Origin of the sequence: Herbaspirillum sp. SJZ099 (genome assembly GCF_007828355.1) — a bacterium.
In the GTDB taxonomy this organism is placed as follows: domain Bacteria; phylum Pseudomonadota; class Gammaproteobacteria; order Burkholderiales; family Burkholderiaceae_D; genus Herbaspirillum.
Genome location: NZ_VIUO01000006.1, coordinates 237,073 through 262,610 on the forward strand (window position 1 = coordinate 237,073; position 25,538 = coordinate 262,610).

General features: G+C 62.9%; 21 protein-coding genes. 2 read left to right on the plus strand and 19 right to left on the minus strand.

Annotation, left to right across the window (positions count from 1 at the left end):
- Positions 1-30: 30 nt before the first annotated feature.
- Entirely contained in the window at positions 31-1,230 is a 1,200-nt protein-coding gene (locus FB597_RS14865) for a WecB/TagA/CpsF family glycosyltransferase (RefSeq protein ID WP_255517182.1), read from the minus strand.
- On the minus strand, positions 1,217-2,410 hold the full coding sequence (locus FB597_RS14870) for a glycosyltransferase family 2 protein (RefSeq protein WP_144769941.1): 1,194 nt from the start codon (positions 2,408-2,410) through the stop codon (positions 1,217-1,219). Before FB597_RS14870 ends, FB597_RS14865 begins: the two co-directional genes overlap by 14 nt.
- Before the next feature lie 364 nt (positions 2,411-2,774).
- Between FB597_RS14870 and FB597_RS14875 the strand changes: the two genes are divergently transcribed.
- On the plus strand, positions 2,775-4,157 hold the full coding sequence (locus FB597_RS14875; RefSeq protein ID WP_255517183.1) for an Atrophin-1 multi-domain protein: 1,383 nt from the start codon (positions 2,775-2,777) through the stop codon (positions 4,155-4,157).
- Positions 4,158-4,233: 76 nt separating this feature from the next.
- On the opposite strand, the gene FB597_RS14880 is transcribed toward FB597_RS14875, so the two are convergent.
- The 13 genes from FB597_RS14880 to epsL all read right to left on the minus strand — a co-directional run bounded on the left by FB597_RS14880 (position 4,234) and on the right by epsL (position 20,364).
- Positions 4,234-6,216 carry an acyltransferase family protein gene (locus tag FB597_RS14880; RefSeq protein WP_144769942.1) on the minus strand — a complete coding sequence of 661 codons (1,983 nt, stop codon included), beginning with the start codon at positions 6,214-6,216 and terminating at the stop codon, positions 4,234-4,236.
- Positions 6,217-6,268: 52 nt separating this feature from the next.
- On the minus strand, positions 6,269-7,327 hold the full coding sequence (locus FB597_RS14885) for an acyltransferase (protein ID WP_144769943.1): 1,059 nt from the start codon (positions 7,325-7,327) through the stop codon (positions 6,269-6,271).
- A complete protein-coding gene (locus tag FB597_RS14890; RefSeq protein ID WP_144769944.1) occupies positions 7,324-8,550 on the minus strand; it encodes a glycosyltransferase family 4 protein in 1,227 nt (408 codons plus the stop codon). Before FB597_RS14890 ends, FB597_RS14885 begins: the two co-directional genes overlap by 4 nt.
- A 51-nt stretch (positions 8,551-8,601) precedes the next feature.
- Positions 8,602-10,041, minus strand: coding sequence for an O-antigen ligase (locus tag FB597_RS14895; protein WP_144769945.1), 1,440 nt, complete (start codon positions 10,039-10,041; stop codon positions 8,602-8,604).
- A 49-nt stretch (positions 10,042-10,090) separates the two neighbouring features.
- Positions 10,091-10,990: a glycosyltransferase family 2 protein gene (locus FB597_RS14900; RefSeq protein WP_141915810.1), complete on the minus strand. Its 900-nt coding sequence runs from the start codon at positions 10,988-10,990 to the stop codon at positions 10,091-10,093.
- Between the two features lie 68 nt (positions 10,991-11,058).
- Entirely contained in the window at positions 11,059-12,495 is a 1,437-nt protein-coding gene (locus FB597_RS14905; protein WP_183405850.1) for an MOP flippase family protein, read from the minus strand.
- A gap of 1 nt (position 12,496) precedes the next feature.
- Positions 12,497-13,519 carry a hypothetical protein gene (locus FB597_RS20310; RefSeq protein ID WP_183405849.1) on the minus strand — a complete coding sequence of 341 codons (1,023 nt, stop codon included), beginning with the start codon at positions 13,517-13,519 and terminating at the stop codon, positions 12,497-12,499.
- A gap of 76 nt (positions 13,520-13,595) precedes the next feature.
- Complete coding sequence (locus FB597_RS14910) at positions 13,596-14,150, minus strand: acyltransferase (protein WP_141915815.1); 555 nt, start codon at positions 14,148-14,150, stop codon at positions 13,596-13,598.
- Positions 14,151-14,266: 116 nt separating this feature from the next.
- Entirely contained in the window at positions 14,267-15,151 is an 885-nt protein-coding gene (gene epsG, locus FB597_RS14915) for a chain length determinant protein tyrosine kinase EpsG (protein ID WP_141915818.1), read from the minus strand.
- Positions 15,152-15,240: 89 nt separating this feature from the next.
- Entirely contained in the window at positions 15,241-16,647 is a 1,407-nt protein-coding gene (gene epsF / locus FB597_RS14920) for a chain length determinant protein EpsF (RefSeq protein ID WP_141915821.1), read from the minus strand.
- A 62-nt stretch (positions 16,648-16,709) separates the two neighbouring features.
- On the minus strand, positions 16,710-17,498 hold the full coding sequence (gene epsE, locus FB597_RS14925; RefSeq protein ID WP_141916077.1) for a polysaccharide export protein EpsE: 789 nt from the start codon (positions 17,496-17,498) through the stop codon (positions 16,710-16,712).
- A 254-nt stretch (positions 17,499-17,752) separates the two neighbouring features.
- A complete protein-coding gene (locus tag FB597_RS14930) occupies positions 17,753-19,165 on the minus strand; it encodes an undecaprenyl-phosphate glucose phosphotransferase (RefSeq protein ID WP_141915823.1) in 1,413 nt (470 codons plus the stop codon).
- A gap of 8 nt (positions 19,166-19,173) precedes the next feature.
- Positions 19,174-20,364 carry an XrtB/PEP-CTERM-associated polysaccharide biosynthesis outer membrane protein EpsL gene (gene epsL / locus FB597_RS14935; protein ID WP_255464025.1) on the minus strand — a complete coding sequence of 397 codons (1,191 nt, stop codon included), beginning with the start codon at positions 20,362-20,364 and terminating at the stop codon, positions 19,174-19,176.
- 404 nt (positions 20,365-20,768) lie between these two features.
- Here epsL and FB597_RS14940 point away from each other — a divergent pair, with 404 nt between their 5' ends.
- On the plus strand, positions 20,769-21,452 hold the full coding sequence (locus FB597_RS14940; protein ID WP_255464024.1) for a phosphatase PAP2 family protein: 684 nt from the start codon (positions 20,769-20,771) through the stop codon (positions 21,450-21,452).
- 73 nt (positions 21,453-21,525) lie between these two features.
- Here FB597_RS14940 and FB597_RS14945 read toward each other — a convergent pair whose 3' ends face one another.
- From FB597_RS14945 to pheT, 4 genes are all read right to left on the minus strand, one after another.
- On the minus strand, positions 21,526-22,056 hold the full coding sequence (locus FB597_RS14945) for a GNAT family N-acetyltransferase (protein WP_141915825.1): 531 nt from the start codon (positions 22,054-22,056) through the stop codon (positions 21,526-21,528).
- Positions 22,057-22,163: 107 nt separating this feature from the next.
- Positions 22,164-22,565: a MerR family transcriptional regulator gene (locus tag FB597_RS14950; RefSeq protein ID WP_141915827.1), complete on the minus strand. Its 402-nt coding sequence runs from the start codon at positions 22,563-22,565 to the stop codon at positions 22,164-22,166.
- Positions 22,566-22,568: 3 nt separating this feature from the next.
- The gene (locus tag FB597_RS14955) at positions 22,569-22,982 is read right to left on the minus strand and encodes an integration host factor subunit alpha (protein ID WP_141915830.1); all 414 of its coding nucleotides are present in this window, start codon (positions 22,980-22,982) and stop codon (positions 22,569-22,571) included.
- A 63-nt stretch (positions 22,983-23,045) separates the two neighbouring features.
- Entirely contained in the window at positions 23,046-25,472 is a 2,427-nt protein-coding gene (pheT, locus tag FB597_RS14960; protein ID WP_141915833.1) for a phenylalanine--tRNA ligase subunit beta, read from the minus strand.
- Positions 25,473-25,538: the final 66 nt, after the last annotated feature.

The following is a 25,538-nucleotide window of genomic DNA, read 5'->3' on the forward strand; positions in this document are numbered from 1 at the left end:
CTGATACTGGTCGATCGTGTGGCCGCAACCTCAATCCGCACGGCCGGCCGGTTCGACCAGGTACTCGGCGCAATGCCAGCGCAACAGGCGGCGCAAGGCCGGCGACAGGTTGGCCAGTTGCAGCGAGCGGGCCTTGTCCATGCAGTCTCCTTGCAGCAGCATCAGCAGCGCCAGTACCGCGCTGTCGACGAAATCCGTTGCGGCCAGATCGATATAGGCCAGAATGGCCGGCGACGCGGCCAGTTGCTTGAGGGCGGGACGCAAACGGTCGATGTTTTCTTCGCCCCAGGCGCCGGACAACACCAGGACAATGCGGTCCCCCTCATCGCGCACCGTCAGGGCGGCACGGTCGAATTCAGGCTTGGCTGGCCGCTTGCGCCTGGCCAGCATGGCCGGCACCACGCGCGTGGCCAACAACTGCAGCAGCGCCGCGCCATCGTCCCAATAACGGCGCCACAGTTTGGGCTCTTCCTTGATGCGCCAGACCCATTCGAGGCCGCATTTCTGCAGCCACCCGGGGGCACGCGAGACCGTGCCCGCCACGAAATTGATCACCGCGCCGAGGTGGCTCACCAGCGGCACTTGAAGCGCCGGCAGGTTGTACCTGATCCACTCCTGCCCCTTCTTGGCGCCCAGCGCCACCACCAGGAAATCGGCGCCGCTGCGGTTGATCTGTTCGATGGATTTGGCGTCGCTCATCTGCGCCACACTACCGAAGCCCGGCGAATTGAAACCCACGCACCGCATCTGCGACTGCTCTGCGTTGAGCCTGATGCTGGCGGCTTCGGCCACCCCCGGCGGCCCGCCAAAGAAGTACACCTTGAGCGGGCGCTCCAGGCGCGCCGCAGGCCGCTGCGCATCCGCCAGGCGCAAGGCCTGGAACAGGCTGGAACCTGCCACGCGCTCATGCAATGGAATGCCCAGCGCCTTGGCGATCCATATCAACGGCATGCCGTCGGCAATGGAGAGATCGCTCTGGATGACCGAATGGCGGAACGCCGGATCGTGCATGCAAGCGATCGCGAAATTCAGGTTGGGAGTGGAGAAGAAGCAGCGGCGCCCGTCACGGGCGGCAATACGCAGCCGGTCGGCCGCCTGCTCAACGCTCACGCGGTCAAACGGCAGCCCGAGGATGCAGTGGACGTCACGGTCGAAATCTGCCGACACCGCCGGGGCCGCCGCCAGAGTCTGTTCTTCCGGCGCGGCCTGTGCCTGATTATTCTGTATCACGTTTCGACCTCACCCATTCCACCTGGCGCTTGACCAGGAATTTCAGATAGAGCGGCAGCTTGCCCAGCACGTAGAGCGCCGCCATCATCAGTTCGCCGAAAGAGATCACCTTCCTGCCGTACTGCATCCAGGCCGCCACAATGGACACGCCGATGGCCAGCACCAGCAAGGCCGCCACGAATGCCGGCGCCCACAGCGAGAACACCGCCCCCGCCAGCAGCGACACCGTCAGCGCTCCCGCGCATAGCAACACCAGCAATGCCAGCGGCGGCACGCACAGGTCCAGCGCCAGCCCCAGCAACGCCCCGTTGCCGGAGCCGACGCCGGCGGCCAGCAAACGCGGCACCTGCGTCAGGATCACGCTCATATGGCCGTGCTCCCAGCGGGTGCGCTGTGTACGGGTACCGGCCTCGCTGCTGGGAAAATAGCTGTACACCAGCGCTTCCGGGCAGAACAGCGGCGCCCGCCCCGCGCGCGCAAGGTCCACGCCCAGCTTCATGTCTTCGACGATATGTCCGGTCGCCAGCTCGGCCTTGCTGATGAGCTTCCAGGGAAAGGCCATGCCGGTACCCATCAACTGGCATGGCAAGCCGAGGTGCTGGAAGCCGAGCGGGCGCACCAGGTTCTTCACCAGCCACGCAAACTCCGCGATCTTGCGCATCGGCCCGGCGCCGGCCGGCGAATACATCAGGTAAAGCGCCTGCACCGGACGGCCGCTGTGGGCGGCGGCGCGCGCCACCATGTCCAGCGCACCGGGTTCGGGAATGCAATCGGCGTCGACGATGATCACCACCTCCGGCACATCCGCGGCCAGGTGGGCGATGCCATGGTCAAGCGCGTAACCCTTGCCGCGTTTCTGGTCATGAAAGCGCTCGGTCACCTGGGCGCCCGCGCTGCGCGCAAGCTCGGCAGTATTGTCGGAACAGTTGTCGGCCACCACCAGCAAGCGGTCGCCGGCTTGCAGTTGTGCGCGCACGCTGGCGATCACCTTGACGATGCCGCCCGCCTCATTGTGGGCCGGCATCAAGACCGCGATGCGCGGTCGCTGCACCCTCAAGCGGGTCGCATGATGCTGCGCAATGATCGCCGCCATCGCCTGCACCAGCAGCACGCAAACGGGAATCGCCAGCAAGCTCAGGCCAAGGAGCAAAATTAGCTGCACCGCAAAATTCATTTCCATATGTCTTCCCTTGTTGAGGTTGTCATTCAAAAATCGTTATCCCCCTCAGGAAAACCACTTCTTTGACCAGCATGATGGGAAAATAAATTCACCCGGAAGAAAAATTTGAATAAAAAATGCGGCATCACAGCATGCGAATCTTCATTACTGCACAGTGCAACTGAACGATCTCCGACAAGTGCACTCGCATACCAGTCGCCCACACCCATTCTTTACTTGTCCCGGTATGAATTCACTCCCTCATCCCTATGCTGAAAAACAAAAATCCAAGCACCATCCTTCCCTGTCCAGCTCTGCAGTAACCCCTCGTCCCATCCCATCACAAGGAGTCCGCATGAAAAAACGAATCCGCTTACGAAGCGCCATGGCTACCTCACTACTGCTGAGCTTTTCCATGACGCTTCCGATGCAGGCAAAGGCGACCGAATTCGGCACTTACCAACAACCCTTTGCCGCCAACTCTTTGTGGAACAGCCGCCCGGTCGAACCGACCTTCGCCGGCGACGTCATTCCCACTTCGTCCTACTACCCTTCCATCAGCACCGGCGCCTATTCCACCGGCATCTTCCTCGCCGCGGCCAATGACGGCCCGGTTACCGTCAAGGGCCCCAGCGGCAAGAAAGGCCTGCTCAACGCCGACGACGAGACCTACCACGACGTCACCATTCCGCGCTGGCCCGCCTCGGCCGCGCCGGCCTCCGGCAGCGATGGCCACGCCGACATCGTCGACCCGGTCACCGGGATCATCCATTCCTTCTGGCAACTGAAGAAGGAAGGCACGCAATGGGTCGCCACCCAATACGCCTGGACCAGGCTCGACGGCAGCGGCTGGCCCGAGCCCGGCCATTACTACCAGGGCGCCCGCGCCACCGGCGTGCCGGCCGCGGGCGGGCTCATGCGCATCCACGAAGTGGCCGACCGCAGCGCGCCTTACTATCCGCATGCGTTGTGCCTGTCGCTCACCACCAACGGCCTGTCGGCCAATCCGACCTATGTGTTCCCGGCCACTACCGCCGACTGGAACGCCGCCACCGTCAACACCGGCGCCTTCCCGGAAGGCTCGCTGCTGATGCTGCCGCCGTCCTTCGATACCGCCCAGATCACCGATGCCGACTTGCGCAAGGTGGCCGAAACGCTCAAGCGCTTCGGCGCCTATGTGGTCGACACCAACGTCGGCACGCCGTTTTCCATCTATGCCGAGATCGGTTCGGACATCAACCTGCACCGCAACGGCTGGAACACCGATAACGCCAACCAGCTGCAGCTGATCCGCGCCAACCTGCGCCGGGTGACCGGCGCCAAGGGCTGGATCGACGGCAACGGCAACGCCTTCACGCCGGAGAAGAACCTCAACCTGCTCTCCATGCGCGGCAACTGGACGCTGCAGTCGGGCACCGTGGCCGGCGCCTACCAGTCGTGGGAGCAGGCCGTGGTGTTTCCGGCTACTACCACGCCATCGCAGGTGGTGAACTACAACAGCAACAACCTGCACCCGGTGTCATGGGCCTTGCCCACCGCCGGCGTGAGCTACAAGCTCACTGCCAGGACCACCGGCGGCGGCAAGCTGCGCCTGACCGTGGTCGACAAGGGCAACGGCAACAAGACCCTGGTCGATACCGGCTTCCTGGACAACGGCCAGAGCGCCACCTTCCAATGGGGCGGCGTCAACCCGCTGGCGATCGTCTACGCCCAGAGCGGCATCGGCGCCGGCTCCAAGGTCGGCGGCCAACTGCTGCGCGCCAACTGAAGCACCCGCTTCCCGGCATTGCCCGCGGCCATCCCGGCCGCGAGCTTTTTTCCGCCGGCTCGCGCCGGCCGCCTGGTCATGGCTGCTGTAACTGCAGCAGGCCCTGCTGCGCCATCCGCTCCAGCACCATCTGCGACGCGGTCACGCTGATATGCTGGTTATCGTTGTACAAATACTTGCCCTGGACCTTGGCCAGGCACTTGCCGTCGCCGCAGAACACCGGCGTCGGGTCGTACACCGCCAGCCCCGGCAAGCTGGCCTGCAATGCCTTCACGGCATCGTTGTATTGCGCGCGCAAGGCCGCGTTCTCTTGCGGCGTGTAGGCGCAGTCACGCTCGGCCGCGGCATCGAAGCGGCTCACGCAGGCATGCGGATCGCGCTTGAGGTGCGGCACGTCCATCACGTACACCACCTTCTTGCCCATCTTCTGGAACTGTCCGATCAGGCTGGCGTTGCCGGCCAGGAAAGCTTCGCGCTGCGACAGCGGCTTGCCGGCCAGTTCATAGCGCGAAGCCTTGGCCAGGTCGCCGCGCGGATAGGTATTGCTGATCACCACCGTATCGATGGAGGGCGTGCGTGCGGCCACGGCCAGCGCCTCCTGCGCAATCGCGGTGCAGTTGTTGCCCCAGTCGTGCGCGCCGCCAGCCTTGTAGGGCAGGTTCGGGTAGAGGTAACAGGAATGTCCGGCCACCATGATGGAACTGGCCTTGACCGCATGCGAATAGACCGCCGAATGCAAAGCCATCATGTGGCTGTCGCCGACGAACATGACCCTGGGCGTGGCGGAGTTGGACAGGCAGACCTCTTCCGGCAGGATCTTGCTCTGGTTGAATTTGGGGCAGCTGGCGTCGGAATTGCGCGATCCCAGGAAGACATCGCCGGCGGCGATGAAGTCGAGCCGCTCATTCAACGGCCGCTGCACGAAGCCGCCGTTGAAGTAGATCCCCAGCCCGACCACGCCGACCGCCACATTGGCCGCCGCCAGCGCCCACACCGGACGCAGGCTGTTGGCGCTGCGCAGCGGACGTTCGATGAAACGGTAAGTGAACCAGGCCAGCACGATGGCCGCCAGCGCCGCGCCCAGGCGGATGGCAGGGTTCGGCGTGGCGCCTTCGATGATGGTGGCGAAGGCCAGCAGCGGCCAATGCCACAGGTACAGGGGATAGCTGATCAGGCCGAACCATACCGGCACGCGGCTGGCCAGCAACTTGCGGTTGCACCATGCCCCCGGCCCCGCCGACAGGATCAGGAAGGCGCCCACGGTCGGCAGCAAGGCCCATCCGCCGGGAAATGCCCGGGTGTTGTTGACCAGCGCGAAACCGACCGCCAGCAGCACCAGGCCCAGCACCGACTGCAGGTCGCGATGGATGCGGTTCAGTTGCGGCCGGTGCAGGTTGATGTAGGCCAGCGCGCCGCCGACCATCAGTTCCCAGAAGCGCGACAGCGGCGAATAGAAGGCCGCGGTCTGGTCATGTCCGACCAGGTAGAGGTTGACCGCGAACGACACCAGCCCGATCGCGCCCATGATGCGCAGGAAACCCCACTTGCGCCGCCACACGAACGCCAGCAGCAGCGGCCAGAACAGGTAGAACTGCTCCTCGATGGCTAGGCTCCACAGGTGCAGCAGCGGCTTGGTCTCGGCCGCGTTGTCGAAGTAGTTGCTCTCTTTCCAGAACAGGAAGTTGGAGATGAAACTGGAGCCGCCGAACAAATGCTTGCCCAGTTGCTTGTACTCGTCGGCGTACAACAGCATCCAGCCGCCGGCGATGCATAGCAGCATCACCGTCATCAGCGCCGGGAAGATGCGGCGGATGCGGCGGATGTAGAACTCGACGATGCCAAAACGCCCCTGCTCCAGGTTCTTGAAGATGATCAGCGAAATCAGGAAACCCGAGATGACAAAAAAGATGTCGACGCCGATGAAGCCGCCCGGCAAGACCTCCGGAAAGGCGTGGAATACCAGCACCGACAGAACGGCGATCGCGCGCAGGCCGTCGATATCAGGACGATATTGCGGATGCAGCGAGGTGCCGTGTTCGTGAGCTTTTGCGATTGCCATGTCGGTCTTGTTGAAAATGTTTTCCGGGTAACGGTAACGGGTGGTGGACGCCCTAGCGGAAGCGCACGCGCAGTTGCCGCAGATACGTGTCGAGGTAACGGTCGATCAGGAACGCGAACAACAGCGCCACTGCGGCTGCCGCCAGGCCGTTGAGCAGCGGCGATGAACTCATTGCATCCAGGTTCTCCAGCAGGATGTGGTGGATCAGATAGATCGAATACGAATAGACGCCGATCTTGCGCACCAGCGGCAAGTTCAACAGCCGGTGGAGCAAGCTCGTGCGGTCGCCGATCGAGTAATAAAACAATGGAATGAGCGCCAGCCCCTGCAGCGAATAGCGCAGTCCCTCGCGGAACGATTCCTCGCGCACCAGCAAGGTCAGCAGGATCACCAGGGCGCCGCCGGCTATGCCCAGGCGGCTGGCGGTCTTGCTGCGCAATGCTGCCTGCCAGCGCTGCGGCAAACTGACCGTGGCCAGGATGCAGCCGTACAGGATCGAGTCGATGCGGGTATCGGTCGCATAGTAAGTGCGCGACATCGAGACATCCGGCAGCGCCACCAGATGCAGGCGCCACGCCAGCACCAGCACGCACAGCAGCGCCAGGAACAGCGGAATGAGCGCGTGGCGGATACGCCCCAACAGCAGCAGCAACAAGGCCGGAAAGACAAAGTAGAAATGTTCTTCCACCGCCAGCGACCAGAAGATGCCGGTACCCGCCGGAACCGTGTGCCCGGGATCGAAGAACAGCACGTAGTAATTCGCGAAGTAGAACAACTGGGCGAAGAAGCCGCGCCAGGTGGCAGTCCCCTGCAGCAGCCCGGCGGCCGTCAGCAGGTAGGCGCCCACCAGCACCAGCACCAGGGGCGGCGTCAGGCGCAGGGCGCGGCGGATATAGAAATTGCGGATGTGAATGGTGCGGGTCGCGCCGTACTCCCGCAGCAGCAGCGTGGTAATCAGGTAGCCGCTGAGAAAGAAGAAGATGGTGACGCCGAGCCCGCCCGGCACCAGTTCGCCCAGCCCCGCATGGCTCAGGAAGACGATGGCGATGGCTACCGCCCGCCACCCATCCAGGGATGGAATTTCCTTGTGATGTGTATGCGCCAGGTTCAAAGCGCCGCCCCCGCTGGCGCAGGCAGAGAACCGCGAATCATGGCGGCCAGCTTGCCGGCCTCGGTATCGACCGAGTGCCGTTCCACCACGCGCGCATAGGCCGCGCGCCCCATCTGTTCCAGCCGGGCGGGCGAACTTTCCAGGCAAGCGCGCATGGCGCGCGCCAGTTCCTCGATATCGCCGGCGGGGAACAGCCAGCCGTTCTCATCGTCTTTCACCAACTCGGGGATGCCGGCCACATAGGTGGTCAGCACCGGGCGATGCAAGGACATCGCCTCCATCAGCACCACCGGCAAGCCCTCGGCGAAACTGGGCAGTACCAGCGCGCGCGCAGCCAGCAGCTCGGCGCGCACCTGCTCGCTGCCGATCCAGCCGGTGATGCGGATTTTCTCCTGCAGGCCGTACTGCGCGATGACGCCCTCGATTTCCCGGCGCATTTCGCCGTCGCCGGCCAGGACCAGCTCGAAACCGACACCGGCCTGCTCCAGCAGATGCGCGGCTTCCACCAGCAGCAACTGCCCCTTCTGCTCGCACAGGCGGCCCACGCACACCAGGCGCGGCGCGATGGACGGCGCGCTTTGCTCGCCGGCATAGAAAGCCGGCTCCAGCCCGCAATGCACGATGCCGACCTTGCGCCAGTCGCGGTGACCGGCCCAGCGGAACAACTGGCTGCGGCCGTAGGAACTGATGGCCACGGTAAAGGCGGAACGATGGATCTTCTCGCCCAGGCCAAGCTGCACCGGCTTGTCGAACTCCTCCGGGCCGTGCACGGTGAAACTGTACTGGGCGCCGCCCAGGCATTGCGCCAGCATCGCGATCTCGGCCGAATTGGTGCCGAAGTGCGCATGCAGATGCAAGGCGCCGCTGCGCCGCATCATCCGCACCACCCTCGCCGCCTCGGCCAGATAGGCCAGGTGGTAAGGCAACGCGCGTTCGCCATTGCGCGCCATGCGCATGGCCAGCACCAGCGACTTGAGAAAAGCCTGCGGCCGCTCGAGCGCCGCGCCCACGACATCCTTGAGCAAGGCGCCCATGCCATCGCGCAGCACATACTCGGTGCGCTCGCGCTCGGCCTTGTCTTCCCGGTCGACCACCTCGGCGTCCCAGCCGCGCAGCGCGATGCGCTGCACCTCGAAACCTTGCCGTTCCATCGCGGCGATCTCGCGCCGGATGAAGCTGTGACTGACTTTGGGATACTGGTTCACCAGGTAGGCGATTTTCATGGGCACCGTCGTTATCTGAATGTGAAAGTGGGACGTAGCGCAGGTTGTCGCTCAGCGCACGCGCGCGGCAGTGGACAGGCGGCGGCCTGGACGCTTTTTCTGGCGCCGCCGCTCCTGCTCCGCCCGGTAGGCGTCGCTGTTGTAGTACAGCGCACAACCGGCGCCGCACAGCAGCCAGAAGTACCAGTTGAAGGCGAGGTAGGCCAGCACGTTGTCGGAAGCCGACACCACCAGATGCTCGACCGCAATGAAGATCAGCATGCATGCCGCCAGCTTGTCGGTCGGATAGAGTTTGGCCAGCATGCGGATGACGGCATAGAACACGAAAAAATATGCCGCGATGCCGACCAGTCCGGTATCGAAGAACCACTGGACGTAGACGCTGTGCGCCCCCCACGGCATGCCGCCGGCCAGCGGGAAGAACACCACCGAATAATGCAGGAAGGATTCGACGCCGTAGCCCTGCAGGTAATGCGACGGCGACATCCAGTTCAGCCCCGACTTCCACAGCAGCACGCGCCAGGCGAAGGAATTGAGCTTGGCATATGTCTCGACCGTGTTGCCGCTGTCGAGCTGCGCGATGCGCTCATGCACGCTGGGGATCATCAGCGCGATAAGCGGCAGCACCATCAGGTACAGCAGATAGCGCCGTTCGAACAATGTGCCGTACAGGAAGAACATCAGGAAGCAGGCGATCCACGCGCTGCGGGTCTGCGTCAGCAGCAGCAGGCCCATCAGGAAGAACATCCACGACATCAGGCCGATCCGCTTCAATTGCGTCAGGCGGAAATCCGGGCTCTTCAGCACATACAGGCCCATCGACAGCACCAGCGTGAGGTAGAAGGCCAGGATGTTGGCATGGCCGAAAGTGCTTTGCAGGCGGAAACCGCTCAGGCCGCCGCGCGCATTGAGCGCCACGGTAACCACGCCATACAGGGCCGGCAGCACCGACGACCAGATCACCAGCTTCACCAGCGAACGGAAGTCCTCGGGCGTGCGCACGATGTAGAACGCGCAGATGAACATGGCGCAGTACGACAGCAGCGACAGCACGATCTTGAGGGCCGCGCCCAGTTCCGGCGACACCGCCAGGCCGTAGAACGACACGCCCAGCAGGATGATCCACGGCACCATGACCGCGCGCGGCAGGCGCTGCGGTTTTTCCACCACGAACAGGAAGGCGATGAGGATGATCAACGCATTGATGGCGCCGCCCAGGCCGGGCGAGAAGCCGGAAGCATTGGTCGCGCGCGTGGCTTCCAGGACAATGTCCCCGGCCGAGCGCAGCAGCACGATGATCAGCAGCAGCAGCGTGCGGTTGAAGATCATCAGCCCGCCCAGGATGAACAACGCCGGCAGCGCCGCCAGGCGGGCGTAGCTGTCGCCCACCATGCCGGCGAAGATCGGCACGACCATCCCGATCAGCAGCGCCAGCAACAGCATGCCTCCCAGGAGGGCCCACTGCGATGTCTGGAAATCTTTTCTGTTCATGGTTGGCTTTCCTCCCGCCCTGGCCGCCGGCCCGTTGCGTTGTTCATTTTCAATATCCGACATTGCGGGTGATCTTGCGCTTGCACACGCGCGCCAGCGTCAACAACGCCCACACCAGGTTGGACGGAGTGGGCATCAGCCTGAGCACTTCGGCGATCATGCGGGCGACGTTGCCCAGCGAGGCCGCCGACACGAATACCTTGGCAAACTCCTTGAAGGTCGCGACCTTGACCGCCGCGCCCATTTCTTCCAGTTGCGGGCGCAGCTTGGACAGCATGCGCTGGTGGCCGGCGATGATCTTGGCCGGATTGGCCGAGATGCGATGCCGGTCGCCCGAGTTCTGCAGGTAGCGCACCAGGTATTGCTGCACGCAGCAGATCTTGGTGACCTGGTTGATGCGCACGAACAGGTCCCAGTCCTGGCAGCTGCGCATCTGTTCATCCATACCGCCGGCGGCGACCAGGGCGCTGCGGCGGACCATCACGCTGGAGAAGGTGCCTACCGCATTGCGCATGAACAGCGCGGCGACCCTGGCGCCGTCGAGCACATCGTTGAATCGCCACAGCTCCTTGCCTTGCGGATCGACGCCGATCAGCCAGGTGTAGACGAAGCCATAGTCGGGGCCCCTGCGTTCCAGTTCGGCCAGTTGCAGTTCGAGCTTGTCGACGGCCCAGGTATCGTCGCTGTCGAGAAAGGCGATGAAGTCGGCGCTGGCGGCCTGGATGCCGGTATTGCGCGCGGCGCCGCCGCCGCGGTTGGTGGCGTGTGCAAGGTAGCGCACGCGCGGATCGGCGATGGACTCGACCTGGGCGCGCGTGTCGTCCTTGGAGGCGTCATCGACCACGATGATTTCAATGTCCTGCACGGTTTGTTGCAGGACGCTGTCGATCGACTCGCGGATGCAATGTCCGCGGTTATAGGATGGAATCACCACGCTGACGATAGCCATTCATGCTCCTGTCTTGTGCTGGGCCATGCCTTGCCTGGCGGCACGGCGGCGGGTTGTCCGGGAATGGCTCATGCCGCCGGCCTCCGGCGGAAGAACGAGATGAAATGCCCGACCTGCGGCCGGTTGGCCAGCAGGCTGCCGACCAGGTAGACGCCGGCGCCGAGGATCACGTTGATGGCCAGGCTGTCCAGTTCGGACCAGCCGGCCGCCATCAGGCCCATGTGCACGTAACGCACCGCCGCGCACATTGCCAGCGTCAGCAGCAGCGAGCGGTACAGCACCCGCAGCAAGTCGCCGAAACCCACGCCGATGAGACGTCCGCTGTAATGCAACGCAGGCCAGGCATTGACGACGCTGGCAGCCAGGTAGGCGATGGCGACGCCTTCCACGCCCCAGTGCGCGCCGACGAAGAAGGCCGCGATCTGTACCACGGTAGAAAGCACGCCGATACGCAGCAACAGATCGGTGCGGTTGCTGGTCATGAAGATGGCGCCGGTAGTGCTGATCACCGACTGGATGAACCCGACCGGCGCCAGCCAGGCGATCACCACCGCCGCGGCCGACCATTTCGGCCCCAGCACCACGTCCACGAACGGTTCGCGCAACGCGAACAGCCCCCCCATCAGCGGCGCCGTGAGGAAGGCGATGAAGCTGACCGACTTCAGGTACAGCCTGGCCAGCTCGCCCTGGTTGTCCTGCTGGCGGCTCATCACCGGATATAGCGCGCGCGAAACCACGTAGCTCATGTTCTGCACGGGGAACAGCATCACCCGATAGGCGATCGAGTAGGCGCCCAGCACCTGCGCGCCCAGCAGGCGGCCGACGATCATGCTGTCGGCATTGCGCGAGAGGTACAGCACCACGTTGAACAACGACAGGTTGCCGCTGAAACCGGCGATGGATTTGAATTCCTCGCGGCGCCAGTGGCGCAAGGCCTTGAATTCCGAGTTCCACAGGATGATGGCGGTGGAAACCACGGTGGACACGATCATCTGCAGCACCAGGCTGAACACGCCGGCGCCCTGCCACGCCAGCCCCAGCGCGACGGCCAGGCCGATCAAGGCGGCCAGCGCTTCGGCCTTGGCCACTACGGCGAACTTCGATTCGCGCTCCAGCAAGGCCTGGTGCACCACGCTGAAACTGACGATGGGAAACACCCAGGCCAGCATATACAGCACATCGGCCAGGCCCGGCTCGCGAAACACGGTCGCCATCACCGGCGCCGCCAACAGGATCAGGATGCAGATCAGCACGCCCAGGCCGAGGTTGGCCCAGTGGATGGTGCTGGCGGTCTCGCGTGAAATCTCCTTGGCCTGGATCACGGCCGCCGAGGTGCCCATGTCCTTGAACAGATAGGCCAGGTTGGTGACGATGGCGGCCATGGCCATGAGGCCATAGGCATGCGGTTGCAGCAGCCGCGCCAGCACCGTCATGCCGATCACCTGGGTCAGGATGCGGGTGCCCTGCGAAAGCGAGACCCAGCGCGCGTTGGAAATGGCCGACATGTCAGGCTCCCCTTCCCAGCGCCAGGCCGAGCGCGCGGCGCACGGCTTCGTCGCCGAACTGTTCCTCGATACGCGCCGACAGCTCCTGCGCGAGCTCAACCGGCGCGGCCGCGGCAATGGCCGCGCACAGCTCGCGCATGTCGCGGCCCAGGCGCACCAGCTCATCGCCCACGCGCGGCGCCACCCAGCGCAGGAACGGCGTTTCGATGGCGAACACCGGGCGGCGCACCGACATTGCGTAAAAAAAGGTGCCGCTGACCACCACATCGGCATCGGCATGCGAAATCACCACGCCGCGCGCCCCGGACACCAGCTTTTGCGCCTGCGCCTCGCTCAGTTTGCCGGGCATGACGATGACATTGTCCCGCCGCAGCGCCAGCAGGCTCTGCGCATAGGCTTCGTCGGCGACGGCGCCGGCCACCACCAGGTTGCGGTTGGCGGGAAAAGCGGCGATCAGCTGTTCGATCTTCTTGTAGCGCGAAATGCGCCCGAACACCACGAAGTACTCCTCCGGCAAGGCGCGCGGCAAGTCGGCGTCGCGCTGTTCGGCGAGGCGGTACAGTGGATGCGGGCAATAGACGGCGCCCGCTGCGGTCAGCGCGCCGGAATGCGACACCACATTGGCGAACAGGCGGCAGTACCAGTCCACCAGCTTGCGCGAACGCTCCATCGCCGGCCCTTGCGCAGCATGCGGATAATTGTTGTGGCGCACGTAGACCAGGCGCCGCACGCCGGCCTTGATGACCATGGTCTTGGCCAGCACCTTGGCGAATCCCTTCCATGAGATGCGGCCGCTGCGCAGGTCGACGAACTCGTTCTCCATCCAGTTCAGCACCGCGTAGTCATAGCGCCAGAAACGCCCCTTGAGCAAGCGCAGGGCCCAGGCCCTGGTGCCTTCGTAGCGCACCACATCGCCATAGCCGGCCAGCAGCTCGCGCATGCGCGTCGTGTATTCATTGCCCACATCCTCCATCGGGATATAGGCAATCTTGGCGCGGCCGGCATGTGGGTCTGGCGGGTTCATGGTCTTGTGCATCGGGGTTCTTGGCGTTGGCGGTTGACAGGGCGCGCCCGGACCGGCGCCGCCCTTGGGCTGCAATTCACTTGGCGAACCAGACCGGATAATCGATCCGGTATTGGATGTCGTCGCGGCGCATGCGGATCTTGCGCGCCGGGTTGCCGCCGACCACTTCCAGCTCGCCGACGTCGCGGGTCACGACGCTGCCCGGGTACACCACGGCGCCGCGTCCGATCACCACCTTGGGCATGATCAGCACGTTGGGAAAGATCCATGCGTCGTCATGGATGGTGACCTTGCCGCCGACAGCCGCGCATTGCGGATCGTCGATGTCGTGACCCAGCGTATAGATCTTCACGTCGTGCGAAATGTTCACGTTGTTGCCGATGTCGATGCCCAGGCGGTTGTCGAGATAGCAGCCGCCGTTGATAGTGACGTTGGAGCCGATCCGCACATTCCGCCTGGCCTCGAAAAACGTCACCCAGGAATGGATCGATACCTTTTCCCCGATGCGAAAACCCAGCATCCTGAGGAACCCGCGCCTGAGGCCGAAACCCGGCAGGCAGTTGAACGCCAGGTTGAACAATGCCGCGGCGATCTTGCTGCGCTGGTTGGCGCTGAAAAAGCCGTCAGCCATCATTTGCTTCCATTATTTGCTTCCATTATTTTTTTCCATCATCCGTTTTCCTCAACAGCCTTCCCGTTGCACGCCCGGCGCGATCGCGATCCAGGGCAGCTCCTGCCGCAGTCCGTTCAGAACTCGTTGAGCACGCTGCCGACCACTGCCACGCTGGCGTTGGCCGAACTGTCGACCAGCTCGCGCACCGAGGAAATATGGCTGACGTTCTTGCGCACCACGATCAGCGAGGCGCCGCTGCGGCCGGCCACCATCTGGCTGTCGGCGCATTCGGAATGGGCCGGCGTGTCGATCAGGATCACGTCGAACAGCGGCGCCACCTGTTGCAGCAATTGCTGGAACGCGGTGCGGCCCAGCAGCTCTTGCGGGTTGGGCGGCGTGGGGCCGGCGGTCAGCACCGACAGGTCGATCAGCGAAGGCACGCGATGGATCGCCGCCTCGCGCGCGCCGCGGCCGGCCAGGATGGCCGACAGGCCGTTGCGGTTATCCAGGCCAAACAGCTTGTGCTGGCGCGGTTGCCGCATGTCGGCGTCGATCAGCAGGGTGCGTTCGCCCAACTGCGAGAACACCACCGCCAGGTTGGCGGCGATGAAGCTGCGCCCTTCGCCCTTGTCGGCGCTAATGATGGTCAACGCCTTGCGGCCGGCGCTGGCGTCGAACCAGCGCAGCATCAGCTGGCTGCGCAGCGCCCGCAGCTCTTCGACTTGCGGGCTGAAAGGGTTGTAGGCGGCGACGACTTCTTCGCTGACATGGCTTTCGCCCTTGAGCAGATAGGGATAGTCGAACTGGCGCGACAGCGCCTGCTCGATATCGGCCGGCGCCAGGAACCCCAGTTCGATGGCGGCATCGCCAAACCGCATGCCGCGTTCGCGCTGCAGCCGCATGATGCGCTCGGCCTTGTCGGCAGTGAGCTTGCCGCTGTCGACCAGGATTGCGCCAATCGATTGGTTCGGCAGCACGCCGCCGACATTCTTGTCATTGATCAAAGTTACAGTGTCCATATTCGTCAAGTCCTGTTGGGGGTTGGTGGTGCACGGTGGCGCAGCCAAGCGTGACGAAACTCGCCGGAAAAAATCGGCTAAAAAGGCGGCTATGCGCCCAAGGCCCTGGGGCCGTTCCTCAACCCCAGGCGCTGCACGCGCGTCTTGCCTTGCGCCGGCCGCGCCAGCTGGCCGAGCACCTGGATGCCCAGGCCTTCGATCAGGTCTTCCTCGGAGCGCACGCGGCGGTTGAGCAGCTCCAGGCCCAGCGCAGCGGCCACGCCCAGGATGGCGCCGACGAAGATCGACAGCAGCGTGTTGATCAGGATGCGCGGGCTGGATGGCTTGGTCGGCGGCACGGCGCTGGCCAGGATGGCGACGTCGGACTGGTTGGACTGCCCTTCCAGGTTGGTTTGCGTAAAGCGCTGGGAGGTCAGCTCGAAGGCGCGCTGGGCGCTGTCGAGGTCGCGTTGCAGCACCGACATTTCATCGCGGGTGCGGTTCAGTTCCAGCACCTTGATCTTTTGCGCGTTGAATTCGGCGCGGATTTCGGATTCGCGCTTTTGCAGGATGGTGGCATTGGTGCCCACGCTGGCCGAGGTGGAGGCGATCGCCGAGTTGAGCTGGGCCCGCAAGCCATCCACTTCCGCCTTGGCGGTCTGGTAGCCGGGGTGGTTGACGCCCAGGCGGCGCGCCGCCTGTTCAAAGCGCGCTTGGGCGCCGGCCAGGTTGGCCTTGAGGGTCTGGATCAGCGGATTGGAGTTGACGTCCGGCGAGTCGGCCGCGGAACCGTTGGCCTGGTTGCGGCGCGAAGTGGCTTCCGACACTGCGGCCTGGGTCAGCACCAGTTGGGTCGAGAGGTCATTGAGGCGGTTGTTCTCCACATCCAGGCGGTTGTCCATGTTGGTGATGCCATGCTCCTGCTGGTACGCCGACAGCTTGGCTTGCGCCTTTTCGAAGTTGTCGCGCAGCACCTTGATCTGGTCGTTGAAGTATTGGGACGCCTTGCGGGTCGGCTCCAGCTTCAGTTGCACGCTCACCTGCTGGTAGGCTTCGGCGAAGGCGTTGGCCAGGGTCGCGGCCAATTGCGGATCGGCGCCCTTGTAGGTGATGTCGATCACGCTGCTGTCCTTGGAGGCGACGGCATCCAGGTTCTTCAGCAAGACATCGGTCAGCCAGTTGCGGATGTCGCTATTGCCGCCGTTGTCGTTGGCGAAGCTCTGCTTGATCGCCGGCTGCTCGGCCAGCTTCAGGTCGTCGATGACGCGCAGGGCGACGCTGCGGCTGTTGATGATGTCGACCTGGGTCGGCATATAGCCCGGCAGCGCCTGCGCCGTCACCACCAGGCCGGTGACCGGATCGTTGGCCTTGTAGTTGAGCACTACCGATGAAGTCGCTTTGTATTGCTTGGGCAGCAGCAGGCTGACGACGATGGTGGTGAGCACGGTGACGCCGAAGATCGCCAGGATGATCTTCAGGTGGGCCCGCAGTATCAGCAGAAATTGTGACAGATTCATATTGCTACCTCTTCGCGGCCGGTTCGGCCAGGGTTACTTGGTAATGGTGGGAAACCGCGCTGTCAGAACCAGCTTTCCTTGACGTAGACGACATCGTCCGGCTTCAACAGGTCGTCCTTCTTCAGCGAGAGCTCTTGCGTCTCGCCGCTTTCGGTCTTGCGCTTGACCAGCAGGCCGCGCTCGGTGCCGCGCAGGGTCAGGCCGCCGCCGATCGACAAGGCCTGCAGCAAGGTAGTGCCGCGCTCCAGGCGGTACATGCCGGGGCGCTGCACTTCGCCGTAGATATAGAACTTCTGCGAACGCTCGACATAGACCACGTCGTTAGACCCGACGAAAGGCAAGGCCGTGCCGTCGCCGTTGTGGGTCAGGTCGTAGATATCGACCTGCTTCTTGGTCACCTGGCCATTCTCGGTATGCACGATGGTCACGCTGTCGCCGCCATCGGGCGAGACACCGCCTGCCAGCGCGATCACATCGGCCACGTTGCGCTGCCCGTCCAGCGGATAGCGGCCAGGCTTGATCACCTGCCCCAGTACTGAAATCATCTGGCTTTGCGGAACCGTCACCAGGATATTGACTTGCGGGTTGACCAGAAAACCGCCCTTCTGCAGCAGGTCGGCCATCTTGCGCGATGCCTGCGCGGGCGACAGGCCGGCCACCTGGACGTCGCCGATCATCGGATAGCTGATGCTGCCGGCTTCGCTGACGCGGGTTTCCAACGTGAGGTCGTCGCTGCCGAAGACACTGACCTTGATCACATCGCCCGGTCCCAGCGGGATGTCGGCTGCAGTCGAGGCCGGGCCCCAGCCTGCAATCATCAATCCGAGCAACAACAGCAAAACTCTTTTCATCATTTTTCGACTCCAATTTTCCGGTTTGTGCATCTTTTTCATTCTGGCTCTGGCTTGCCACGGCATTCGTTGCGCCGGCCCCAGCCCTGCGGCATCGTGGACAACAGCAGCGCTGCCGGCCGCCTCTGGGAATGACGGCGATGGCGCTGACTCCAGCGGGTTCTGCGCGCCAGTCTTGGCCAACTCGCCTCGAATTGGCAGATGGCGATCTCATGGCCATTCGAACGAACGTGAGCCGCGCGCTATTTTTCTTCTTAGTACGCGTTCTCTTTCTTGAGCACCATGCGCACGGTCTGCATGATGATCCACAGGTCGAATGCCAGCGACCAGCGGCGCAGGTATTCGAGGTCGAATTCGATACGCGCCCGCATCTTGTCCAGCGTCTCGGTCTCGCCGCGCAGGCCGTTGACCTGCGCCCAGCCGGTGATGCCGGGCTTGACCTTGTGGCGCAGCATGTAACCCTTGATCTGCTTGCGGTAGAGCTCGTTGTGGGCCACCGCATGCGGGCGCGGGCCGACGATGCTCATGCGCCCCTGGAGGACGTTGAAGAACTGGGGCAGTTCGTCCAGCGACGTCTTGCGCAGGAAACCGCCGATCCTGGTCAGGCGCATGTCGCCCTTGGTGGCCTGCTGCACGCTGCCGCCATCCTCCATCACCGTCATCGAGCGGAACTTGTAGACCACGATTTCCTCGCCGTCCAGGCCGTAACGACGTTGCTTGAAGATCACCGGCCCGGGCGAGGTCGCCTTGACGCAGACCGCGATCACCAGCATCACCGGCAGCAGCATCAGCTGGATGATCGACGCCAGCACGACATCGCTGGCGCGCTTGACGAATTTGTTGATGCCGGTAAAGGGCGTCTCGCAGATGGCCATCACCGCCATGCCGCCGACATAGTCGAAGCGGGCCTGGATCAGGTTGAAGATGTAGATGTCGGGGATGAAGTAGACCGACGCAGTCGTGTCCTGCAATTCGTCGATGACCTGCAGCACCCGCGGCTGCGCCGAGATCGGCATGCTGATGTAGACCCGGTTGATGCCGTGCTCGCGTACATAGGCCGCCACGTCGGACATCTTCCCCAGCAGGGGCGTGTAGGTGCCTTCGGGCTGGCGGCCCACTGCCCGGTCGTCGAAGTAGCCCATCAGGTTGAGCATCAGCGCCGGGTAGTCGGCCAGGCGCTCGGCCAGTTTCAGCGATGCGGGGTTGACGCCGATAATGATGGCCTTTTCGATATCGCCCTTGGTGCGCATGTCCTTCATGACGCGCGACTGCACATGCTGGCTCACTACCAGTCCGAACGGCGTGCCGATCACCCACGGCGCCAGGATCTTGAGAGTGAACAAGCTGTACAGTTCGCAGACATAACCCAGCACCGCGAGCACCGCCACGACCAGCAGCCAGTCGATGAAAATCGGCGCAATCCATCGCACGCTTTTGGGGTTGTGCCGCAAGCGCCGCCCGTGCATTTCCCCGAAGATGTAGGAACTGGCGAAAAACGCCATGATGGCCAGCACCCAATAATCGCCGCTGAAAGGTTGCCGTTCGATCTTGGCGATCAGCCACAGGCAGGAAACGACAAGCGAGGGTTCCAGGAAACGCTTGAAAAGCAACGCCACCGAATTCGGCTTGATGTTCGGCAAGGGCAAGTGGTCATGGATCTCATTCATTTCGGACCTCAGAACTCATAGCGTGTTGTGACCGCCACACCATTGGAGACGTAACCCAGACTATCGATGTTCGACTGCAGATGTTCTCGAAAGATCGAGCCGATCAGTGACAACGATGTTGTCGGCGAGTAAGTCACGCTCAGGCTGGCCCTTTCATACTTGTCGCGGCGGGACGATGGCGTCACGCCGGTAATGACTGCCGCACCGTTGTAATTGCGCTTTTCAACATCCAGGAAACCGTCGAAACGCAGCTTGTCGGAAGATTGCAGTTTCGCGCCGAGGCTGACGCCGTTGGTCAGCGCATAGTTCGCATCGACATCGCTCAAGCCGCCGATTTCACGCCACAGGTTGACGGTCAACAGGGTCTGGCCGGTGACTGCCCAGTCTGCAATCGCGCGCGCATTGAAGCCCGAATAATCGGCCGCGCCGGACATGTCGCGCTTGCGGTCAACCCAGCCGCCCAGGAACTGCAAGCGCGTCTTGCCGCTGAACAGCCACAGGACCTTCGCCTTGATCTCATCCTGCTTGAACGAGTTGTTGATTTCGGTGCCGCTGATGACGGTGGAGTACGGGAAAGTACCGCGCGAATGGCGCAATTGGATGCCCGCCACACTGCCGCTGCGCGCGGTGTAGTCCAGGCCCAGCTCGGCCGAGTTCTGCTCCAGCGTATTGGACAGTTGCGACGCCAAGTCGTAATCCAGGCTGAAGCGCGTAAATTGCGTGCGCAGGGTCCAGTCCGGATGCATGCGCCATGCAGCCGTCGCATAGCTTGTTTTCTGGGTCCGCATGTTCTTCTCGAACACCCGGAAATTCTGGAATGGGGTCAGCGCCTCGGAATAGACATAGCCGACATCGCCGGACAGATAGTTGCCGGCCGTCCAACCCCAATCCGCCTTCAAGTCCTTGCCGCTGTTATCGAACTGCCTGAAATAATCGAAATCGGTCCGATTCAAGCTCGCATCGAGCATGATGCGCTGGCGGCTGATCGACTTGTCGATCTTGATCCCGCCGACGGCAGTGCGCGCATAATCGGACATCTGCGTAGTGCCGACTGCGGACAGCGCGGCACTTTCATTGCGCAGACGCAGCAAATTATCGTCATAGAGAATCGAGTACTGCACATAAGGCGTGACAACCTTGCCGTCGGCATCGGCCGCGCAGGCCGGATGCAGCATCCCCAAGGCTGCGAGAGCGATCAAGGGGCTGCCTGAACGGCCGGGAAAAACGGATGAAAACCGCAAAATCATTCTGCTAATATTCCTTTTTGTTGTGAGTATCGCAATAAATGAGATTTTTCAAACAGCCTCATTGCTGCATCGCAACAGAAAAAAGTCAGATGTCATCATGCATCATTTTCTACATTTAAGCAAAAAAATGTTGAAAAATTATTGCAATATGAAAATTAATGTGGTAGGAAAATTGGCGAAAAAAAGTCAATCAGCAGATACCCACATGCGCTGTAGGACAATGCGACGAGATGCCGAAAATTACTCCTGCATGAGCACGCCCGATGAGATTGCGGTGAATTCTTGCGCGCCAAAACACTCCATCCCGCACGCCCCCAGGTCTGCCGTAACTGGCACACTTGCCACGGGGCCAATGCATGGCGCGCCAACCTGCGGCGCCGGCGACGATAACGCTGGCCGCGCTTGAACAACTTCGCTTCTCTTTTGACTTATCGATGATGATCTGGAATGCAGTCACTTTCTTTGGCGACAGTGCCGTCACTGTCCCCGGCGCCCTGGTTCTTTCAGCCTGGCTCGCATTGAACGGCGCCTGGAAACAGGCTGCCCGATGGCTTTTTTATTTCTTTTGCGCGATGCTGCTGGTGGTCGTCAGCAAGCTCCTGTTCATGGGCTGGAATATCCGCCCGCCCCTCTTCAATTTCACCGGCATCAGCGGCCATACCGCCTCGGCGACGGCAGTCTACCTGGCATCGGCATTCCTGCTCGGCCGGGATCGCGCATCGCACCTGCACCTGGCGCTGCTGGGCATTGCCACCGCGCTGGCGCTGACCGTCGGCGTATCGCGCCTGCTGCTGCACATGCACTCGGAATCGGAAGTCATTGCCGGCCTGCTGACCGGTGCGGCGGCCGCATGGTTTTTTTGCCGGGGTTACGATTTTGCGCCAGGCCCGCTCTCGGCGAAATGGACACCCGCCGTGCTCGTTGCTGCACTGTTGCTGGGCGTGCTCGGCAAACCTGCTCCGACCCATGACCTGCTTGAGGAGGTGGCGATGAAGTTGTCGGGCCGCGAGCAGGCGTTTATCCGCACCGAGCCGCTTTAAAGCGGCAGGCAACCGGCAATGTCGGCTCCGGCATTGCAGATGGCCTGGCGTTGTACACCGTTACCCTGCGCGCTTACCCGATGAGGTCGTCCGGCGCCATGACCATGTAGGCGGCCTGCGCATCGTAGCTCGCCAGTTTTTCCAGCAATGCTGCCGGCGCCTGCGGCAGGACGGCGAAGCCCGCCGCTTCCCAATACGGCCTGGAATTGTGCACGGCGACCAGCGCCGCCTGCTTGAGGCCGGCGCGCCGCATCTGCTCGCGCAGGATCTGCAACAAGGCACGGCCAAGCCCCGCTCCGCGCGCATCGGCAAGCAGGGCCACATCATGCAGGTAGAGGCAATCGGCACGATCGTCCAGCGCTTGCAGGAGGGAATTGAGCGCCGGCGGCTGCCCCAAGCGCGCCGGGTGCATCACCGCATAGCCGACCGCTTGCGCCGGCAGCACGCCATCCACGCATTGGGCGATCCAGCATCCTGGCGCGAACAATGCCAGGCGTTCGGCAAACACCCGTTGCTCTTCGAAATAGCCTGCATGCACGACAGCAGCCATGGCCATGACCGCCGGCAGGTCCGCGGCCGCCATGGGCCGCCATTGATATTTCATATGTTTATCCTTTCGCGACGTCGGCATCGCGCCCTCGCAAGCGGCGTCTCCATAAAAAAACGCTGCATCATGCAGCGTCTTCTTGTTCGCCACCAGATCGGCGAAAATCAGGCAAGCATCCCGGGTTTCAGGATATGCAGCACCGCGCGCAGTTCTTCGCGCATCTTCTCGATGCCCGCCTCATCCAGGCTGACGGTCGGCTTGCCGGAAAGGTCGGCCTGCTCAGCTTCATTGCTTCCGTCCAGTTTGTTGCGCGCGCCGCTGATGGTAAAGCCCTGCTCGTACAGCAGCTCGCGGATGCGGCGGATCAGCAGCACTTCATGATGCTGGTAATAGCGGCGGTTGCCGCGGCGCTTGACCGGCTTCAACTGGGTGAATTCCTGCTCCCAGTAGCGCAGCACGTGCGGCTTGACGCCGCACAATTCGCTGACTTCGCCGATCGTGAAATAGCGCTTGGCGGGAATCGGCGGCAAGACGATTGCCGCAGGTTTGTTGACACGATCGTTCATAGATTAGACGGACAGTTCAACGGAGTTGCCGCTGGAGAGCTCCACCATTTCCTTCAATTTCTGGCTGGCGTGGAACGTGACCACGCGCCTTGCCGTAATGGGAATTTCTTCGCCGGTCTTGGGGTTGCGGCCCGGGCGCTGGGGCTTGTCGCGCAACTGGAAGTTGCCGAATCCGGACAGCTTGACCGCCTCGCCGCGCTCAAGCGCGTTGCGAATCTCATCGAAAAAGGTTTCCACCATGTCTTTCGCTTCGCGCTTGTTCAGACCGACCTGTTCAAATAAAAGTTCGGCCAGTTCGGCCTTGGTCAGGGTCGGCAGGTTTTTCTCGGCCTGCGAGCGCGCCTGGGATTCCAGCACGGCGCGTTGCAGGTCGGCATCCAGCACGGATTGAAATTCGTTTGAATTCACGTTGTTCATGGCGATGAATGGCTTGGTCCGTGTTACCGGTTCCGGTCCGTAATTATTTTTCGGGGACTCACATCAGGCACGCAATCTGGCGCCAAGCTTTGCGCTTGCAGCTGTCACCAGTGCACTCATCGCAACGTCGACTTTGTCATCCTGAAGGGTGTTTTGAGTATCTTGCATGGTGAATCGGAACGCAAGGCTTTTTTCGTCATTTTCCAGTCCCTTGCCTTGATATTCATCAAATAAAACAATGGCTTGGATGATAGCGCATGCCGGATTGGCCTGCTTCTCCGCGGCGAAAATATCCAGCAGTTGCTGGGCTGCCACCGGCTGCTTGACGACCAGCGCGAGGTCGCGGCTGACGGCCGGGAATTTGGAGATGTCGGCATAGGACGGCAAGTCGCGCTGCTGCAGTGCATCAGCACTCACTTCGAACACCACCGGCGGCAATGGCAGGTCGTACTTCTGCTGCCACTTGGGGTGCAATTCGCCGATCACGCCGATCACTTCTTCGCCCAGCATCACGCTGGCCGAACGGCCCGGATGCAGGGCCGGATGCTCAACCTTGGAAAAACGCAGCGTGCGCGGCGCAAACAAGGCTTCCAGATCGGCCTTGACGTCGAAGAAATCCACATTGCGGCTGGGCTGGCCCCACTGCTCTTCAGCCACCGGCCCATAGGCCAGCGCGCCGACGCGCTTGGGCTGCTCGAAGCCGGCCACCGACAGCGGGCCGTCGGCGATGGCCGGGTTCCTGGCAAATACCGCACCGACTTCAAACACGCGAATGCGCCCGGCCTTGCGATTGATGTTGTAGCGCGCATTGGCCACCAGGCCGGCGATGAGCGATGAGCGCATGACGCCCATCTGGCTGGCGATAGGATTGAGCAGCCTGATCGGATCGGCATTGCCGGCGAAATCCGCTTCCCATGCCGTTTCGACGAAACTGAAATTGACCACTTCCTGATAATCCTGGTCGGCCAGCAGGCGGCGGATCGCAAACAGGGAACGCGACGCTTCCGGCGCGATGCGCATGGCGTTGGCCGCTACCGGCGGCAACGCCGGAATGTTCTCGAAGCCGTAGACGCGCGCGACCTCTTCGATCAGGTCTTCCTCGATCTCGAGGTCGAAACGGTAGGACGGCGGCGTCACCGAGAACAGGCCGGGCTCTTGCGTGAATTGCAAGCCCAGGCGCGTGAAGATGTCGGCCACCATCGCGTCGGTGATGTCAACCCCGATCACCTTGGCCGCGCGCGCGGTGCGCAATTGCACCGGATTGCGCTTGGGCAGGTTGACGACCTGGTCGTCGACCGGACCGATCTTGGTATCGGGCGTGCCGCAGATCTCGACCAGCAGCGCGGTGATGCGCTCGATATGTTCGACCACGGTGGCGAAGTCGACGCCCCGTTCGAAACGGTGCGCGGCATCGGTCGAGAAATTGTAGCGACGGGCGCGACCCTGGATCGACTGCGGGAACCAGAAGGCGGCTTCCAGGTAGATATTGGCGGTGTCCAGCGACACGGCGGTGGCGTCGCCACCCATGATGCCGGCCAGCGATTCGAGCTCGCGGTCGTCGGAGATCACGCCGACCCATTCGTCGACTTCCACGGTATTGCCGTTGAGGAGCTTGAGCGATTCGCCCTGCTTGCCCCAGCGCACATCCAGGCTGCCGTGGATCTTGTCCAGGTCGAACACGTGCGACGGACGGCCCAGTTCCAGCATCACGTAGTTGGAGATATCCACCAGCGCCGAGATCGGGCGCTGGCCGCTGCGCTCCAGGCGCTGCTTCATCCATTGCGGGGTCGGCGCCTTGGCGTTGAGGCCGCGGATCACGCGGCCGGCGAAGCGGCCGCACAGGTCGGGCGCGGAAATGCGTACCGGCAGCTTCTCATCCAGGTTGGCGGCCACCGGCTGGAATGCCGGCGCCTTCAGCGGCGTGCCGGTCAGGGCCGACACTTCGCGCGCCACGCCCAGCACCGACAGGCAGTCGGCCTTGTTGGGGGTGAGCTTGATGGTGAACTTGAGGTCGTTCAGTTGCAGGTAGTCACGGAAGTTCTGGCCGACCGGCGCGTCGTCGGGCAGCTCCATCAGGCCGCCATGGTCTTCCGACAGCTTCAGTTCGCGCGCCGAGCACAGCATGCCCTGCGACTCCACGCCGCGCAGCTTGCCGACCTTGATCTCGAAGGGCTTGCCATCGGCGCCCGGCGGCAGCACGGCGCCGACCATGGCGCATGGCACCTTCAATCCGGGGCGCACGTTGGGCGCGCCGCACACGATGTTGAGGATGGTGCCGGTATGCACGTTGACGCGGCACACGTTCAAGCGGTCGGCATCGGGATGCTTGGTCACTTCCAGCACTTCGCCCACCACCACGTTGGTGAACGGCGGCGCGACCGGCTCCACCTCTTCCACTTCCAGGCCGGACATCGTCAGCAAATGCGAGAGTTCATCCGACGTCATGTTCGGATTGACCATCGTGCGCAACCAGTTTTCGGAGAATTGCATGATTCAGACTTTCAGCTATCAGCCGGACGCGCGCCGCCCACGCAGGCGGCGCCGCTCGTTATCGGT